General features: G+C 60.6%; 14 protein-coding genes and 1 pseudogene. 12 read left to right on the top strand and 3 right to left on the bottom strand.

Translation table 11 applies throughout. The features are described 5' to 3' along the window. Positions 1-262 (bottom strand): annotated as a pseudogene (locus QZ650_RS00150) (hypothetical protein); the annotation flags it as partial. Positions 263-365: 103 nt separating this feature from the next. Between QZ650_RS00150 and endA the strand changes: the two are divergent. From endA to pheT, 4 genes are read left to right on the top strand one after another with little or no spacing between them, the layout of a single operon-like run. Next, positions 366-1,376, top strand: coding sequence for a tRNA-intron lyase (gene endA, locus QZ650_RS00145; RefSeq protein ID WP_292520079.1), 1,011 nt, complete (start codon positions 366-368; stop codon positions 1,374-1,376). A 10-nt stretch (positions 1,377-1,386) separates the two neighbouring features. Then, complete coding sequence (locus QZ650_RS00140; protein WP_292520077.1) at positions 1,387-2,643, top strand: tryptophan--tRNA ligase; 1,257 nt, start codon at positions 1,387-1,389, stop codon at positions 2,641-2,643. Positions 2,644-2,645: 2 nt separating this feature from the next. Further along, a complete protein-coding gene (locus tag QZ650_RS00135; protein WP_292520075.1) occupies positions 2,646-4,091 on the top strand; it encodes a phenylalanine--tRNA ligase subunit alpha in 1,446 nt (481 codons plus the stop codon). 1 nt (position 4,092) lies between these two features. After that, entirely contained in the window at positions 4,093-5,733 is a 1,641-nt protein-coding gene (gene pheT / locus QZ650_RS00130; protein ID WP_292520073.1) for a phenylalanine--tRNA ligase subunit beta, read from the top strand. Here the strand turns inward: pheT and hisF are convergent. Further along, entirely contained in the window at positions 5,690-6,496 is an 807-nt protein-coding gene (gene hisF / locus QZ650_RS00125) for an imidazole glycerol phosphate synthase subunit HisF (RefSeq protein ID WP_292520072.1), read from the bottom strand. The genes pheT and hisF overlap by 44 nt on opposite strands. A gap of 277 nt (positions 6,497-6,773) precedes the next feature. Here hisF and QZ650_RS00120 point away from each other — a divergent pair, with 277 nt between their 5' ends. The 8 genes from QZ650_RS00120 to QZ650_RS00085 all read left to right on the top strand — a co-directional run bounded on the left by QZ650_RS00120 (position 6,774) and on the right by QZ650_RS00085 (position 13,578). Further along, positions 6,774-8,000 (top strand): adenosylhomocysteinase, encoded by a 1,227-nt coding sequence (locus QZ650_RS00120; RefSeq protein ID WP_292520070.1) that lies wholly within the window; start codon positions 6,774-6,776, stop codon positions 7,998-8,000. A gap of 171 nt (positions 8,001-8,171) precedes the next feature. Continuing rightward, positions 8,172-8,408 (top strand): hypothetical protein, encoded by a 237-nt coding sequence (locus tag QZ650_RS00115; protein ID WP_292520068.1) that lies wholly within the window; start codon positions 8,172-8,174, stop codon positions 8,406-8,408. Positions 8,409-8,663: 255 nt separating this feature from the next. Next, on the top strand, positions 8,664-8,906 hold the full coding sequence (locus QZ650_RS00110; RefSeq protein WP_292520066.1) for a hypothetical protein: 243 nt from the start codon (positions 8,664-8,666) through the stop codon (positions 8,904-8,906). A gap of 398 nt (positions 8,907-9,304) precedes the next feature. Beyond that, on the top strand, positions 9,305-10,126 hold the full coding sequence (gene modA / locus QZ650_RS00105; RefSeq protein WP_292520064.1) for a molybdate ABC transporter substrate-binding protein: 822 nt from the start codon (positions 9,305-9,307) through the stop codon (positions 10,124-10,126). Beyond that, positions 10,101-10,943: an ABC transporter permease gene (locus tag QZ650_RS00100; RefSeq protein WP_292520062.1), complete on the top strand. Its 843-nt coding sequence runs from the start codon at positions 10,101-10,103 to the stop codon at positions 10,941-10,943. The genes modA and QZ650_RS00100 overlap by 26 nt, the downstream gene beginning before the upstream one ends. Continuing rightward, positions 10,943-11,656 carry an ABC transporter ATP-binding protein gene (locus QZ650_RS00095; protein ID WP_292520060.1) on the top strand — a complete coding sequence of 238 codons (714 nt, stop codon included), beginning with the start codon at positions 10,943-10,945 and terminating at the stop codon, positions 11,654-11,656. Before QZ650_RS00100 ends, QZ650_RS00095 begins: the two co-directional genes overlap by 1 nt. 560 nt (positions 11,657-12,216) lie before the next feature. After that, on the top strand, positions 12,217-12,621 hold the full coding sequence (locus tag QZ650_RS00090; RefSeq protein ID WP_292520058.1) for a hypothetical protein: 405 nt from the start codon (positions 12,217-12,219) through the stop codon (positions 12,619-12,621). Between the two features lie 534 nt (positions 12,622-13,155). Next, complete coding sequence (locus tag QZ650_RS00085) at positions 13,156-13,578, top strand: hypothetical protein (protein WP_292520056.1); 423 nt, start codon at positions 13,156-13,158, stop codon at positions 13,576-13,578. Positions 13,579-13,581: 3 nt separating this feature from the next. Here QZ650_RS00085 and QZ650_RS00080 read toward each other — a convergent pair whose 3' ends face one another. Then, positions 13,582-14,454, bottom strand: a complete 873-nt coding sequence (locus QZ650_RS00080; protein ID WP_366830302.1) for a DNA glycosylase — start codon at positions 14,452-14,454, stop codon at positions 13,582-13,584.

The raw sequence follows: 14,454 nt of genomic DNA, 5'->3' as shown, positions 1-14,454 counted from the left end.
GGCCGTCGGTTTTCATGAGCAGCAGGTCTTGCCTGCCGCCGTAAGGCTTCGTGACAGCAGAGCCGAGAGCGATGTACCCACCGTCCGCGGTCGGTGCAACAGCATCGAACTTGCTGTTGTTCTCCGGCGAGAATGTCGTGTTCCAGGCGACCGTTGGGGCGGCCTCGGCTGCAGAGGCCATCCCCATCGACAGCAGAACTGCGATGAGCAGTACCGCCGTGACTGTTTTGAATTGCCAGATCTCTCGAAGTATTCCCATCATGGAATCGATTACTGATGCGGTCCAACCTGCAAAAAACATGGTGGTTTTCCACCGGCGCGCCGGCAATCCCTTAATGAACGTGAACCCCCTATAGCTCTACCACGTGTTGGCGATATTCGACGGAACCTGGGTGCGCCTGAAAAGCGAGGGGCGCACGCTCTACGAGCAGGGCGGCTACGGGAGGCTGGAGGGGGCCGGTCTCCGGCTCTCCCCCGAAGAGGCGCTCTACCTCATGGAAAGGAGCAAGATCGACGTGAAGGACTTCAGTTTTGACACCCTGCTCGGTCTCTTTGCCAGCCGGCCGAACTTTATCCGCAGGTATCTCGTCTACCGCGACATCCGTGAGCGGGGATACGTTGTTCAGCCCGGTCCGCAGGACTTCCGTGTCTTCCGTCGCGGCCACAAGCCCGGGGTTGGAAAGTCCCAGTACCTGATCAGGGTCCTCTCTGAGCGAGACCTCATCGACTTCGACCGGCTGAGCCAGGACGTCCTCACTGCGGTCAATATGCGCAAACAGTACCTCCTCGCCGTCGTCGACGACGAGGATGAACTGACCTACTACGAGGTGCGGGTGCAGGACCTCCCCGCCGTCGGGGAGCCTGCCGGGTGCATGACGCCGGTGCAGTCCTCCCTCTTCGGAACCTACGCGCTCGCCCATCTGCCGCCGGGAACCCCGCTCGAAGAGGACTGGTACGGGAAGCGGCTTGACCCCCAGCGGCTGCTCCTCCGCCCGGTCGAGTCTATCTTTCTCATGCGCCGGGAGTGCCTCTTCATCACGCAGGACGGCGAGCCGATGACCGCAGAACAGTTCCTTGATGCGGTGGCGGAGAAGGACGTTGAGATCCGGGAGAAAGAACGGGTCTTCTCGGATCTGCGCCAGAAAGGCTACATCCCGCGGACCGGCTACAAGTTCGGCCACCATTTCCGGGTCTACTCCGGGAAAAAGAGCCACTCCGAGATGCTCGTCCACGCCGTCCCATCCGGAACGTCCACCCCGATGAGTGCCGTCTCCCGCTCGGTCAGGCTTGCTCACAGCGTCAAAAAGAAGATGTTGTTTGCCTGCATATACAATACCGATATCAGGTACGTCGAATTTGCCCGAATCAAACTGTGAGCGTCAGTCCATGCAGTCCGGAATGAACCCCTGGTCGAGTAATCAGACCGTCGATGTGGATCGACTCTTTGCCGAGTTCGGCATCGAGCCGATCGGTGAGGTCGCGCGAAGGCTTCCCGAGGTACCGCCGTTTATGCGTAGAGGTATCGTCGTCGGGCACCGGGACTACAGCCTGGTCGCCGACGCCATCCGGAACCGCACACCGTTTCACGTGCTGACCGGGTTCATGCCGTCAGGCCTCCCGCACCTCGGGCACCTGATGGTCATGAAAGAGGTCGTCTGGCACGTTCAGCAGGGCGGAAACGGCTACGTGGCCGTCGCCGACCGGGAGGCGCACGCGGTCCGCGGCATCTCGTGGGAGAAGTGCCGCGAGTACGGGAAGGAGTATCTCAAGGCTCTCTATGCCCTCGGGTTTAGCGGCACGACCTACTACCAGAGCAAGAACGAGCGCTTGAAAGATCTCGCGTTCGAGGCGTCCACGAAGGTGAACTTCTCGGAGATGACGGCGATATACGGGTTCGGGCCCGAGACCTCGCTCTCCCATCCCATCAGCGTCATCACGCAGGTCGCCGACATCCTCTTCCCGCAACTCGATGCCGGCCCCGCTCCCACCATTGTCCCGGTCGGCCTCGACCAGGACCCGCACATCCGGCTCACCCGGGACGTGGCCTATAAGCTCAGGATGTTCACGGTCGAGGACCGCGGGGACCATGTCAGCGTCCGGTCGAAGAACGCTCCTGAAGAGACTCTCGCGGCCGTGCACTGCGCATTCCCCGGCTCAAAGAAGTATGCGGGCCACGTCGATGTCAGGGGTCTCGCGGTGAGCCAGGTCGAGGATGCCGTCCGGGAGATCGAGATCGCTCACGGAGGGTTCGGGTTCTACCTCCCTTCGTCGACCTACCATATCTTCATGCCGGGCCTCCAGGGCGGGAAGATGTCGAGCAGCGTGCCCGAGAGTTCGTTCGGGTTTTATGAGTCCGACAAATCGATCAAGAAGAAGGTCATGGCGGCGCTGACCGGCGGACGGATGACGCTTGAGGAGCAGAAGCGTCTTGGGGGCGAGCCCGACGCATGCTCGGTCTATCTCTTAAACCTCTTCCACATGCTCGAGGATGATGTGGAGCTTGCCGACCTCCGGCGCCGGTGCGAGAGCGGCGAACTCACCTGCGGGCAGTGCAAGAAGGAGACGCTGGAGCGCGTGCAGGCGTTTCTTAAGGAATTACGGGACAAAATGGATTCAGTCGAGCATCTTGCAGAGGAAGTGTGACGGTGGAACTGACACTGAACGAGAAGAGACTCCTGGTCGCGTTAGGATCGGCCGGAACGGCCGACGCGGTCGTCCTTGCGGAGAAGATGGAGACCCGCCGGGAAGCGGTGGTGCAGTACGCAAACCTCGCGAGCGAGCGTGGGCTTGTTGACGTGGATAAGCACGTCTCCCGGCGGTACGTCCCGACTGAGGAAGGGCGGGCCTACATCGGAAAGGGCCTTCCCGAGCGGCAGGTGCTCGAGAGTTTCGAGGAGACGATCCCGATGCGAGATCTCCAGGCCCATCCGCTTGCAAAGATTGCCATCGGCTGGATGCGCAAAAAGGGATGGATCACCCTCCGGGACGGGGTCGTGACAAAGACCGGTAAGACCGCCCCGGGACCCGACGAGGCCGCGTTCGCCCGGCTCGCCGAGCGCGGCGAGATCCCGGACGGCGAAGGGGTTGCCGATCTCGTGAAGCGCGGACTCGTCGAGGAGGAGGAGACCGTCGCCCACACCGTCTCGATCACACCCCGCGGCCGCGAGCTTCTCAGCCGGGGCCTCGACCTCCGGGAAGAGGTCGGGACGCTCACCCGCGAGCAGATCCTCTCGGGCGAGTGGAAGGACCTCCCGCTCAGGCGTTACGACGTTACGAAACTGCCGAGGCGCGCCTATCCCGGGAAGGTCCACCCCTACCAGCGCCTTATTGACGAGATGCGCTGTGTCCTCTTCGATATGGGCTTTGAGGAGATGGCGGGCGGGATCGTGCAGAGCTCGTTCTGGAACTTCGACGCCCTCTTCCAGCCCCAGGATCATCCGGCACGGGAGATGCAGGATACCTTCTTCCTCGGCGAGCGCTGGCCGCTCCCGGCGGGCTACGAGCGGGTCCGCGATATGCACGAGCACGGCGGCGAGACCTCTTCCACCGGATGGGGAGGCACCTGGAGCGCTGCAAAGGCGGAGCAATGCGTGCTCCGGACCCACACGACGGGCCTCTCCATCCAGCATCTTGCCACGCACCCGAACCCCCCGGTGAAGGCGTTCTGCATCGGCCGGGTCTACCGGCGGGAGGCGATCGACCCCACCCACCTTGCGGAGTTCGAGCAGCTCGAGGGGATCGTCATGGACGAGGGAGTGAACTTCCGTAACCTCCTCGGGTTCTTAAAGGAGTTCTACGCCAAGATGGGATTTGAGAAGGTCCGGTTCCGCCCCGGCTACTTCCCCTACACCGAGCCCTCCGTGGAGCCGGAGGTCTACGTCGACGGGCTCGGCTGGGTCGAACTTGGAGGAGCGGGCATCTTCCGGCAGGAGGTGACTGCACCCTTCGGGATCGAGCACCCGGTCCTTGCATGGGGGCTCGGGATCAGCCGGGTGGCGATGCTTAGACTTGGCCTGCGGGATCTCCGGCAGCTCTACAGAAGCGACGTCGAGTGGATCCGTGAGACGCCCACATACGGCGGGAGGCGGTGAGATGGCAGTAATAACGTTACCCTACCGGTACCTGGAACGGCTGACCGGGACCGACCGGCAGACGATCATCGACCGCGTCCCGATGATCGGGGCCGACATCGAGCGGATCGAGGAGGACCACGTGGACGTCGAGTTCTTCCCGGACCGGCCGGATCTCTACTCTCCCGAGGGGGTTGCCCGGGCGATGCGCGGGTTCCTCGGGATCGAGGAAGGCCTCCCGGTCTACACCGTCCGCCCTTCCGGTATCACCTTCTCGGTCGACCCGGGCCTTGCCGATATCCGGCCGTGCCTGGGCTCAGCCGTGATCCGGAACGTCAACCTCGACGAGGAGTCGATCGAGAGCCTGATGAGCCTCCAGGAGTCCCTCCACTGGGCGGTCGGGCGCGGGCGGGGCAAGGTGGCGATCGGCGTCCACGACCTCGACACGGTGACGCCGCCCTTCCGCTACATCGCCTCGCCCCGGGATCGCTCGTTCGTCCCGCTGGACTTTGAGCGGGAGATGACGATGGAGGAGATCCTCACCGAGCACCCGAAGGGCCGGGACTACGCCCACCTGGTGGAGAACTTCGATAAGTTCCCGCTGATCGTCGATGCCGAAGACCGGGTGCTCTCCTTCCCGCCGATCATCAACGGAGAACTGACACGGGTGACGACAGGGACAAAGAACATCCTGCTCGACTGCACCGGCACCGACAGAAAAGCGGTGATGACGGCGGTGAACATCATCTGCACGGCGCTTGCCGAGGCCGGGGCGACGATTGAAGCGGTCACCGTCGACGGAGAAGAGATGCCCGCGCTTGCGCCGGTAGAGCGGGTCGTCTCGGTCGAGGAGTGCGCCTCCCTCCTCGGCCTTTCCCTTACGGGAGAGGAGATGGCGCGGCACCTTCGCCGGATGCGGTTCGGGGCCGAGCCCGACGGAGACTCAAGGGTCAGGGTCCTCGTCCCCTGCTACCGCTCGGACATCCTCCATGACTGGGACATCTTTGAGGACGTGGCGATCGCCTACGGCTTCGAGAACTTTGATGCAGCTCTCCCGGCGACCTCGACCGTCGCTTGGGAGCACCCGATCACCACAATCGCCAGGGGGGTCCGATCGGTGATGACGGGTCTTGGGTACCTCGAGATGATGCCGTTCACCCTCTCAAACGACCGGGTGCTGTATGCAAACATGCAACGGGAGCCCACCCCGGGGACGTTGCGGCTGCTCCACCCGATCAGCGAGGAGCAGACGGTGGTCCGGACCGACCTCCTCCCTCTCCTCATGGAGATGCTTCTTGCGAACAAACATCGTGAGCTCCCGCAACGGCTCTTTGCCGTGGGTGACGTGGTCGAGAATTGCGTCACCTCCCAGATGGCCGCTGCGGTCAGTATCCACCCGGCTGCAGACTTCTCCGAAGCGTATGCGGCGGCTGACGTCCTCTGCCGCGAACTCTCGCTAACCTATGAGGTCGCCGAATCGACCGATCCCGCGTTCCTCGACGGCCGCCGCGGTGATATCATCGTCGATGGAAGAAAAGTGGGGGTCTTTGGCGAGATCCACCCGGCCGTCCTGACCGCCTTCGACCTCGAACACCCGGTCGCGGCGCTCGCGCTCGACCTTACAGCCGTACCGGGATACCCCGTCCCGCCAGGTACTCCTTGACCTGGCGGACGGTGAACTCCCCGTAGTGGAAGACGCTTGCCGCGAGGCAGGCGTCGGCCTTCCCTTCTGCGAACCCGGCATAGAAGTGTTCGAGCGTCCCCACGCCGCCGCTCGCGACCACCGGGATTCCGACAGTTTCCGAGACCGCCCTCGTGATCGGGATATCGAACCCCTCTTTTGTCCCGTCGGTCTCCATGCTGGTGAGCAGGATCTCGCCGGCACCGCGCTCCTCGGCCTCCGCCGCCCAGGCGACGGCATCAATCCCCGTGGCCCTGCTCCCGCCGTGGGTAACGACCTCGTACCAGCACTCCCGTCCGTCGGCGAGGGTGATGGGTGTCCTTCCCGCCCCCAGCTCGTAGTTTCGCCGGACATCGACGGCGACGACGATGCACTGGGTGCCGAACCGCTCCGCCCCTCGCGAGATCAGTCCGGGGTCCTTTACGGCGCTTGAGTTGATGCTCACCTTGTCCGCGCCCGCCCGGAGGATCTGCTTCATGTCATCAATCGTCCGGATGCCGCCGCCGACGGTGAGCGGGAGGAAGAGCTGGTCGGCCGCCCGCTGCACGACGTCGATGATCGTGCCCCGGTCCTCTCTGGTGGCGGTGATATCAAGGAAGACCACCTCATCCGCACCCTGCTCGTTGTAACGCTGGGCGAGCTCCACGGGGTCGCCCGCGTCGCGCAGGCCGACGAAGTGCGTTCCCTTGACGACCCGCCCGTCCTTGAGGTCCAGGCAGGGGATGATCCGCTTGGTCAGAACCATGCGTAGTGGGTTTGAAGCGGGAGGTGATGAGGGTTTGGTTATGAGAGTTCATCAGTTTCTGTGAGGGTTTATGGGTGTCTGGGGTGCAGCCTCCCGGTGCTCAAACTCCGGACCCGCACCTTCGATGCTCTTGCTCCGTTTTGTTGGAACGTCGCACCCTGCGACCAATCACACCTCGCACAACTGCACATTCCCCTTATATTTAAGTAATCACAAAGGTTACCTTTACAGGCAAACCGGAGAGTTATCCGGGCAGGAAACCGGTCTGGTGATTTTTATGGAGTCTGGAGATCTAAAGATTGCGTGGGCGCGGCAGTACATGCCGGTACTCTCGTCCATTCGGAAGCGGTTTATCGAAGAGAAGCCGTTTGCAGGCATGACCATCGGCATGGCCCTTCATGTCGAGGCAAAGACTGCGGTGCTGGTCGAGACGCTCGCGGCAGGCGGCGCTGAGGTGCATATCACGGGGTGCAACCCCCTCTCGACCCAGGACGACGTCTCGATGGCGCTCGACACCCGGGAAGGGGTTCACTCTTATGCCCGCCGGGGTGCAAGCGTCGAGGAGTACTACGCGGCCATCGACCGGGTGCTCGATGCCCGCCCCGCGATCACCATCGACGACGGCATGGACCTCATCTACCGCATCCACACCGAGCGCCAGGAGGTGCTTGATGCGGTCATCGGCGGATGCGAGGAGACCACGACCGGGATCCACCGGCTCCGCGCCATGGCACGGGACGGGGCGCTCAAATTCCCGGTCATCGCCGTCAACGATACCCCGATGAAGCACTTCTTCGACAATGTCCACGGCACCGGGGAGAGTTCGCTTGCGTCGATCATGATCACCACGAACGTCCTCATTGCCGGCAAGCGCTTCGTCGTTGCCGGCTACGGCTACTGCGGCCGGGGGCTCGCGCAGAAGGCCAGGAGTCTCGGTGCCCGGGTCATCGTGACCGAGGTCGACCCCAGAAGGGCGCTCCAGGCGCATATGGACGGGTTCGATGTCATGACGATGGATGACGCGGCACCTCTTGGCGATCTCTTCGTCACCACCACCGGCAATACGAGCATCATCACCGGGCAGCACTTCCCGAACCTGAAGGACGGGGCGATCCTCGCGAACGCCGGTCACTTCAACGTCGAGATCGATGTCGACTGGCTTGAATCGCACGCGGACGCCACTGTCCGCCGGGACGGCATCGATACCTACATGCTCGGCGGGAAGGCCATCCATGTCCTCGCCGAAGGCAGGCTCGTGAATCTTGCAACACCGAAGGGGATGGGCCACCCTGTCGAGGTGATGGACCTGAGTTTCGCAGTCCAGGCACTCTCCGCAGAGTTCATCGCAAAGCATGGTGGCGAACTTGCTCCCGGCGTGCACGATGTCCCGTCCGTCATCGACGAGGGGATCGCACGGCTGAAACTCGCCGCACTCGGCATCTCGATCGACCGGCTGACCCCCGAGCAGGAGAACTACATGGCCAGCTGGACGATCGGGACGTAACTCATCCCCTCCTTTTTGTAGTTGCGAGAGCCCCGGCAGAAGATCCGGCGTAAATAAGGTGGACGGGCCCGGGGCGATACGTCGTCAGGCCTGATGGGTGTCTTCACTGCTATTCAATCGTGCCATAAATCCGTGGCCGCACCCGCAGCATCGGTACTGTGCGTACGTACCGTGATCGGGGACATTGACATCTCCAAGAAGTTCTCCCGGGGATCCGCACCGGGGACATGGCAGTCCCCGGTCCTCGAACTGGCCGCCGCACTCAAGCCTTCGGTGGATGGCATGCGCCTCCGGGCTGCCGGTGACGGCATCCTCGTTGTGGTGCCGGCACTCCCCGGAGGGGCAGGGGGCGCGTGCGTCCTCTCTGACGTTGTCAGGCGGGCAAATTGCCTTTCGGATTCTGCCTAGTGAACGCACGCATCAGTCCCTCCGTTCTTTGGGATTGCGCTCTTTCGCGCTTGCTGGAAGCTTTCCAGCAGGGATAGGCCGACCGGCCCTCTCTGTCTCATACATCTCTATGGGAAGCCTGATTGTTTAATGATACCTATGGGTATCTTACGGTATCTGGTATGATGAATAAAATCAGTATAATATAATTGCTCTGCCGGGTACCTGAATAGGAAGATGGAGTCCTCCGATAATGTCTCAGGCAAGCAGGTGGGCGTGCGGCTGCCAGGCCACCTGTATCGGTGGCTGAAGGAGAAGGTTGACAGCGGCGAGTACTCGAATATGGCCCAATCTGTCATCGGGGAGCTGACGAAGGTCAAAACGCTCGAAGAAACTCGATCCCGGGAGACCCCATCATACGATATCTACGAGAACGAGCCCCTCGTTCGGATGGTGAACGAGCGCATCGAAGGAGTCCGCCGCGAGCTTCTGGACGAAATGAAGCGGCGGCGCACCTGATCGGATCGAACGCCATTCTGTCTGCATGTGACTGCCACGGGCCGGGTAAAGGCGCCTTTGCCAGCATATCCTCCCGGATACGGCCTACCGGCTGTGCAGCACCCCTGCGCCGGGGCGTGCGGGGTGGGGTTCCTTCTTATTTTGGGCCGCACCGGCGTTAGAATCTCTCTCAAACCTTTTTTTTCATCTGCTCCGGCAACCGGTGGCCTGCTTGCGTGCTGTATCGCCCATCCGGCTGATACTCCGATCCCACCCCTGTTTGGGCGACAGACCTACAAGGAATATTGCGTACACTTTTATACTCTTCCGGCGTGTAAATCAAATATCATTTATTTGTGCTTAAAATCAACTAAATTAAATATATTGAGCCGCAATCACCTTACGAGAAAGGTGTCTTTATGAAAACATCATCCTCGGCAACTCTTGTTGCCCTCAGTCTTCTGGTCCTCGCCGGTCTCCTTGCTGCGGGTTGCACAACCACCAGCGATACCGCCGAAGAGACAACCCTGACCGTCTTTACGGCCGCATCGCTCACCGGAGCCTTCACGGATATCGGCAAAGCCTACGAAGCAGAGAACGAGAACGTCAAGGTCGACTTTGCCTTCGACGGTTCACAGGCTCTCCGGACGCAGATCGAGCAGGGAGCGAACCCCGATATCTTCGTCTCAGCGAGTACAAAGCACATGAAGGCCCTCCAGGACGGCGGGTTCATGGACAACGGCACCGTGACCCCGTTCCTCGAGAACAACCTGGCCCTGATCGTCCCGGTCGATAATCCGGCAGGTGTCATTGGTCTTGCCGACCTGAACCGATTGGGCGTAAAACTCGTCATCGGCACCAGGGATGTTCCCTTTGGTGATTATACCCGGCAGATGCTCGAGAAACTGGCCGCCGATCCCGCATACGGCCCGGTATACCGGGACGCCGTGATGGCGAACGTCATCTCCGAGGAGACGGCGGTGAGCTCGGTGGTGCCCAAGCTGGCGCTCGGCGAGGCGGATGCAGCGATCGTCTACAAGTCGGACGTCTCCAGGGACGACCTGGACAGAGTGACACGGATCGAGATCCCGGCCGGGTACAACGTCAAGGCCACCTATCCGCTCGGCATCCTTACAGAGTCGCCGAACAGGGCTGAGGCAGAGTCATTCATAGCATTCGTCCGGGGCCCGGACGGCAGCGCCATCCTGACAGAGTATGGATTCGACCCGATCCCTGCCTGAACGTGAGGAATCCCTCTCCGGCAACCGGACGTGGTTTGGAAGGGCGGCTCTCACCCTTCTTGTCGCCGCCCTTGTCGCCCTCTTCCTCCTCTTCGTCACGCTGCCGGTCGCCTCGCTCTTCCTGCGCATATCGCCGGAGGCGTTCCTCCAATCGCTCGCCGAACCGGTGGTGCTCGACGCGCTCTCCCTCTCGTTAGCCACCGCGACGGTGAGCACGGCGATCGTCGTCGTCTTCGGGACGCCGCTTGCCCTGGTGAATGCCCGGCACGAATACCCGGGAAGGGCGATCGTCGATACGCTCACCGACCTTCCCATCGTCCTGCCGCCGGCGGTAGCGGGCATTGCGCTCCTCATGGCATTCGGGCGCCGGGGCGTGGTCGGGCAGCACCTCGACCACCTCGGCATCAACATCGCTTTCACCACGGCCGCGGTGATCCTCGCACAGGTCTTTGTGGCCTCGCCGTTCTACATCCGGCAGGCGAGGGCGAGTTTCGAAGCGGTCGACCGCCTCTACGAGGATGCGGCACGGACGCTCGGGGCAACCCCGGCGACCGTCGCCCTCCGGGTCACCATCCCGCTTGCGTGGGGCGGGCTCGTCTCCGGGGCGATACTCTCGTTTGCCCGGGCGCTCGGGGAGTTCGGCGCCACGATCATGTTCGCCGGGAATTTCCAGGGGAGGACACAGACGATGCCGCTTGCCATCTATACAACGATGCAAGGCGATCTATCTGCCGCAATCAGCCTCGCGATCATCCTCGTCGCGATATCGTTTGGGGTGATCGCTTCAGTGAAGATCATGACCCGGAGGAGTTTCTGATGCTCTCCGTCCACGCCGTCCGCCACCTCCGCGACTTTACCCTCGACGTCACGCTCTCGGTCCGGAAGGGGGAGACCCTCGTCCTGATCGGGGAGAACGGGGCGGGCAAGTCCACGGTGCTGAACCTGATCTCCGGCATCCTCACGCCTGATGCGGGAGAGATCGCGCTCGGGGAGAGGACGCTTTATTCAGGTGTGGAGCGGATCGACGTCCCCGTCGAGAACCGGAAGATCGGCCACCTCTTCCAGTCCTACGCCCTCTTTCCGCACATGACCGTCTTTGAGAACGTGGCGTTCGGGCTCCGGTGCCGGAAGGTTCCGCGGCCGGAAATCGCCTTCGCCGTGGCGAACCAGCTTCGCGCGATGAACCTCGCCGATCTTTCGGACGTCAACGTCGGCAGGCTCTCGGGCGGGCAGCGGCAACGGGTGGCCCTCGCCCGGGCGCTGGTGCTCGACCCGGATCTTCTCCTCCTCGACGAGCCGCTCGCTGCCGTTGATATGCGAGCCCAGGCTGCGATGCGGGAAGAGCTCCACGACCGGATTAAGAGCGCCGGCATCCCCTGCATCGTCGTCACCCACAACCTCGGCGACGCCCTTGAACTCGCCGATCGCATCTGCCTCATCGAGGAGGGGAAGGTGGTCGCCGAGGGTGCGCCGGAGGAAGTGCTTGGGATGCGGGAGAACAGGTTTATCGCCAGTTTTGCCGGGAGGTGAAGATCTCCTAGGAGCAACCGGAAGTTTTTCTGCTGAAAACAGGAGGATTATCGGCTCTGTTGAAATGCTTCTGATAACCCCTAGATTTTGCCCAGTTAGCGGTGAAGGTGTGTGGTATGACTTCCAATAAGAGGGTTTCAACAGAGCCGGATTATCTGTCATAGATGTCTCAATAAGCCCTTATGAGGCCAATTTAGGGAGTATCAATCAGTAAAATCTGCTGGGGGTATTGCTCTACATGGGTGAACATTTTCTTTCTCGCCGGATATCTGTGGGCCATAATAGGTAGTTCTCTCCGATGACATCTGTTAATTGAAGGTTTTCATGCTCAGTTCGGAGCGTTCCAGCCTCTAAGGCAAATTCAAATAGGTTGGAACTTCTGGTGATACCTATATAGAAACGAATGTATTTAGATACCAAACGAAAACATATTATATACTTTATACCTATGCTTGGCTGTAGCACAGCGTTCAGTGTATGTTGTTTTCGTGCTGCTGAAAGGCGGGATTAATCAGTTGTTTTGATCGGTCCTGCTCCTAAATGGACGTGGATGTGATAAAATGAAAAAAAAGCATATCCTTAGGGGCTTTTCCATATTGCTTGTCTGCTTGCTAGTAAGCATAGTGTTTACACCCCATGTCTCAGCATCTGAAGTTGGAAGTCCAGATTCCCAAATGGAATATTATGCTGCGGATGCGGCCCGGATTGAGGTAGCAGATCAACTATGGGGGCAGGACATCTCTATGGGGGAGTACTACGAAGCAGTGATGCCTGACTTTCTGGCTGATATGCCCGAAGAGGTAAGAGTACATCTCTATACCGTTAAATGGGTATGGCCTACTCCTAGCACTGTGGGAGAATCTTCACAAAAAATCGTTTCTGGTCGCAGCACATTATCAGAAACATTCCAAAAGATCTGGGCGACTCTCGACGCTGCACCAGAGGTTTTCCGTTTGATATCATAACGTATCACGAGTCTGGTATAGGAGCCCAGTCTCGATCAGTCACCTTTAGATCGGAAACTTGGGTTGGATGGCCGTTGTACTATAAACTGCCTTATATCGGCATTACATCGACACTGTATAGGTGGGATGGAGCCGTGGGTCACACGATCGATGTTCAAGGAGCCGGTGGATATAGTGTTGATAATATGAAAGCAGTGAAGACCACGACTGTCTCTCAAGCAGGTAATTACTATGCTGGTGGTCAACACATGGTTCAATACCCCGCGGGATACGAACCGCCTGAGTATACATATGGTACAACATCTGACTTGTTATGGGTGGCATAAAGAAAGCCACCTCATTTCCTTTTCTTGCGAGGAACCAGGAGAATTGTGTAAGAAGTATGCGACTATTTCTGGTCCGCACATTTCCTCCTCAGAATCACTATGCTTGTAAGAGGTGCCCTTTATGTCAAGAGATTCTAGGATGTTCACAACTATATCCTTGGACAAGAGCGAGAAAAATTTGGGGTAGTTTCATGGCTAGAGGAGGATCGTGAAGATGCAGGGAAAGAACCTACTTTTCTTGGTCATATGGACGTTTTTCATTCTTGTGCCGGGACCGGTCCTGGGAGAGAGCCCGGGCCAGCAGATCGCCATCGAGTATTCGTTTAACGAGTCGCATGTGCGGATATACGAGCAGATGCTCGCGCAGAACGCATCTGTGGGCGAGTATTATGAGAGGGTCTGCCCTGAGTTCCTGGAGGGCATGTCCCCGGAGACGAGGGCGCACGCCTACAACACGACGATGGCGCGGCACGAGCCTCCCGGGAAACAGGCCGCTATCGGTGTCGCTTCGCCCGTGATCTCGGTCTGCGGAGTACCTACCCACCTTGCAGGTATCGGGACCCTTGCCCTCGTCGGTATCGTTATCCTCGGCCTGCTCGCGGCAATCTGGCTCATCCGGAAGAAGAGGTGAGCCTCACTGCGCCCGGCTCGCCGGGCCCCGCGCACAGTAGAGGTACTCCTGCGCGTACCCGGCATATCCCCCAAAATAGTCCCGGCTAAATCGCCGGATCCGCTCGTACTCCGCCGGTGTGCATTTCCTCCCGGCAAGGTCGGGGAGGTAGGTCTCCGCCACGATCCGGTGTATCCAGACGTCGACGGGGAACGCTTCAAAGAACCCGAATGCAAAGAGCAGCACGCAGTCTGCCGCCTTCGGCCCGATGCCCCGAAACTGCATCAACGCCTGCCGCGCCTCCTCGAAGGGAAGGTCGGCGACCCGCTTTGCCCAATCAGGGTTCTCGCTTGTGAATACGGCAGCCTCCCGGGCATAATCCGCCCGGTAACCGAGTTTGCAGTCCCGGAGATCCGCAGAGGAGACGCCCGCAAGCGTTTCCGGATCCGGGAACGTATACGCCGTGCCGAAGGGGCCGTCGATCGGCCTTCCGTAACGCCCTGCCATCAGCGCGATGCGCCGTTTCACCGCCGGGATGTTCGTGTTCGTGGCGCAGATGTACGACACCAGGCACTCCCATGCCGGCTGCCCTACAAGCCGGAGGCCACAGCACTCGCTGATCGCGGCGCTGATCGCCGGGTCGCGGTCGATCGATGCGAGGATGGCCAAAAGGTCCTGGTCGAGCCGGAAGTAGTTGCGGACGAACCCCTCATTCGCCCCTTCAAACGTGAGCCGGTCTCTCTCCTGCCGTATTCGGACGGCTCGCCTGTCGACGACGCCCTGCCACCACCCGTCCGCAGTCTTCTCCCAGCGGAAGGCCTGCCCGCAGGAGAGCGTCCGGTCAAGGTCGAACGGCTGGTCGGGCCGAAGCGTGATCGTCGTCATGGCCGGCAGCAT

The sequence above is a fragment of the Methanoculleus sp. genome, from assembly GCF_020696975.1.
Classification (GTDB): domain Archaea; phylum Halobacteriota; class Methanomicrobia; order Methanomicrobiales; family Methanoculleaceae; genus Methanoculleus.
The sequence above is the reverse complement of the archived record's forward strand: the minus strand, read 5'-3'. Positions and strand labels throughout refer to the sequence as shown.

Bases quoted from the DNA above. Each gene is read 5' to 3' on its own strand.
- QZ650_RS00080 (WP_366830302.1), bottom strand. From the start codon at position 14,454: ATGCTGCCGGCCATGACGACGATCACGCTTCGGCCCGACCAGCCGTTC.
- QZ650_RS00095 (WP_292520060.1), top strand. From the start codon at position 10,943: ATGCTCTCCGTCCACGCCGTCCGCCACCTCCGCGACTTTACCCTCGAC.
- hisF (WP_292520072.1), bottom strand. From the start codon at position 6,496: ATGGTTCTGACCAAGCGGATCATCCCCTGCCTGGACCTCAAGGACGGG.
- QZ650_RS00140 (WP_292520077.1), top strand. From the start codon at position 1,387: ATGCAGTCCGGAATGAACCCCTGGTCGAGTAATCAGACCGTCGATGTG.
- QZ650_RS00090 (WP_292520058.1), top strand. From the start codon at position 12,217: ATGAAAAAAAAGCATATCCTTAGGGGCTTTTCCATATTGCTTGTCTGC.
- modA (WP_292520064.1), top strand. From the start codon at position 9,305: ATGAAAACATCATCCTCGGCAACTCTTGTTGCCCTCAGTCTTCTGGTC.
- QZ650_RS00100 (WP_292520062.1), top strand. From the start codon at position 10,101: ATGGATTCGACCCGATCCCTGCCTGAACGTGAGGAATCCCTCTCCGGC.
- pheT (WP_292520073.1), top strand. From the start codon at position 4,093: ATGGCAGTAATAACGTTACCCTACCGGTACCTGGAACGGCTGACCGGG.
- QZ650_RS00120 (WP_292520070.1), top strand. From the start codon at position 6,774: ATGGAGTCTGGAGATCTAAAGATTGCGTGGGCGCGGCAGTACATGCCG.